This window comes from Nocardia sp. NPDC058497 (assembly GCF_042720195.1).
Taxonomy (GTDB): domain Bacteria; phylum Actinomycetota; class Actinomycetes; order Mycobacteriales; family Mycobacteriaceae; genus Nocardia.
In genome coordinates, this window is record NZ_JBHXMY010000820.1 from 1 (window position 1) to 2,038 (window position 2,038).

3 protein-coding genes are annotated in these 2,038 nt (G+C 58.5%); all 3 read left to right on the plus strand.

All coding sequences use genetic code 11. The features are described 5' to 3' along the window. The first annotated feature begins 468 nt into the window (after window positions 1-468). The 3 genes from ACFWPJ_RS31350 to ACFWPJ_RS31360 all read left to right on the plus strand — a co-directional run bounded on the left by ACFWPJ_RS31350 (window position 469) and on the right by ACFWPJ_RS31360 (window position 2,024). Window positions 469-897 (plus strand): hypothetical protein, encoded by a 429-nt coding sequence (locus ACFWPJ_RS31350; RefSeq protein ID WP_378856911.1) that lies wholly within the window; start codon window positions 469-471, stop codon window positions 895-897. After that, window positions 894-1,361, plus strand: coding sequence for a hypothetical protein (locus ACFWPJ_RS31355; RefSeq protein ID WP_378856913.1), 468 nt, complete (start codon window positions 894-896; stop codon window positions 1,359-1,361). The genes ACFWPJ_RS31350 and ACFWPJ_RS31355 overlap by 4 nt, the downstream gene beginning before the upstream one ends. Window positions 1,362-1,664: 303 nt before the next feature. Then, the gene (locus ACFWPJ_RS31360) at window positions 1,665-2,024 is read left to right on the plus strand and encodes a hypothetical protein (protein ID WP_378856915.1); all 360 of its coding nucleotides are present in this window, start codon (window positions 1,665-1,667) and stop codon (window positions 2,022-2,024) included. Window positions 2,025-2,038: the final 14 nt, after the last annotated feature.

Sequence of the window (2,038 nt, forward strand, 5' to 3'; positions counted from 1 at the left end):
ACAGGGGCAATTATAGTACACACTTCGTAGGTCGACGAGGAACCAGAGGCTCGAATGTGCAGCAGGATGTCGGGCAGATTGCGTCGGGTGGCTCCACACGCCACAGTCCCGTCACCTACCTTCCAGGCGAGTACGACCGTAGTCTAGGCCCGTACTATAGGTTCAATGGAGGACACTTGGCCCCCTACGAATCAGGTGGACCCGGCGAAAGGATCAACCACGTCCCCCAGTGGGAGTATCAAAACATGCGACGCGACGGTCCTGGACATTCTCGAGAAAATACCTGGCGGGCCACAGAAGAGGCCTTGGCAGATATCGATAGGACTCCTGATGCCACCGTCGAAAGGGTGGATATTTTTGCGGAGCGCATCACGCCAGATCGAGTAACGCCAGATCGGCTTCATGCGCGGTACATCGTGCGCCGCCACTCCGACTCAGTCGACCTGATAGAAGCAAGGAGCTACCCGAATGTCCCTTGAGTTCGATGAAGAACGCGCGGATAAGTTGTCGCGGGAAGTATGCGAGATAATGGCCGAGGCCGCGAATCCAACCGACTGGCTCAGAATTGAACTGGTCTACCTCGCCGTCGGCGCCGTCACGGAGAAAAACCTCTTCGGCGTATGGCGCCACGAAACCCGACCGATCGAAATAGTACCAGCCAAAATCGAGGCGCCACTTCAAGAATTACGTCGAATGATGTACTCGCCGGGCGCGGGAACATGGTTCTTGACCCGATACTATCTAGAGCCCGATATGACCAGCACCGTCGTCTACGATTTCGATTACGATCCAAAATTCAAGACGGATCTCAATCCATCCGAATGGCGCCGGGAGCTGGATCAGTTCCCTCGAGATCCACAATACCTACCGAAGTGGCTTGAGGAGTGCGCAGCGTGAGTACCGACCGGACTATCCTGGAGCAGGCGATCCGGGATGTCCCACCCTTCGAGGTGCAGAGCCGCATCCTTGACCTAATTGCTTCCCGGCTTCTCATTGTTGCGCCGTACGGCTGGCAAAGGCTCGAGTTGCGATACACAAAGATCGGCGACAACGATTTCGATGGCTGCGATGTCTGGGTTCATTTCATCGATGCCTCCCTGCCTATTCCATGGAAGGCCCCTACCGAGGTGGCGGATCTTTTTGAGGATCTCAAGCACTACATGGCACATCCACAACGAGGGACCTGGCTGGAGGTCGAGTTCACACATAGTTTTCCGAACCGGCACTCGAGCAAGTACCTTCGCGGTGCAGACGAACTCGAGGGCGTTGAAGCGACTGATATTCGCCGCGAGCTGGAGATCTATCCCCGTTCCGCGCAGTTTGTGCCGGACTGGATGTCGAAATCGAGTATTTCCGAGTAATGGAGTGTCGCCGCCTGCACTGTTCTGTGGTGTCGGTGGCGTAGCAACGCCCGAGCGCCCGACACCTGAATCGCCCGGGTTTGGCCAATGCCGTTAGCTTAGCCAGCGAACCTGGGGCTTGGTCGCCTACCGGAATGACGAAGGCGCGGCTACGGCGACCTCCTCCGCCGCTCCGGCTGGGACGGAGTAACCCCCCCATCCGCCTAATCGGCGACACCTCCACCAACGGCCCACCCGGAACCACCCTGGCGAACGAAATCGGCGACGTGCGACACGCTCTTGGTGCGGGACTATCATGACGCCATGGCAAGTCCATCTCCGGAACGCCCAGCTTTGCCCGAGTTCATGACCTGGGAAGAACTCGAACAGCTTCCCGAGGAGATCGCCGCCCAGATCGAGCTGTGGGACGGGCGGGTGGTGTGGGTTCTTCGCGGACCCGCGGAGCACCAGGAGTTCACCAATCTGCTCTGGGCCGCGCTGCGACGCTGCGCGCGAGAGGCGATCACCACCGATCCGGAACGCTGCTGGCGGGTGCACACCGAAACGAACATCTTCTTCGGTCGAACCGGAAAATCGGACTTCGTGACCCCAGATTTCCTGGTGCGCCCCTACGTGGATGCGCCTTACCATGACATTCGAGCAGATGATGTGGTGCTGGTATGAGAAGTGCTCTCGCC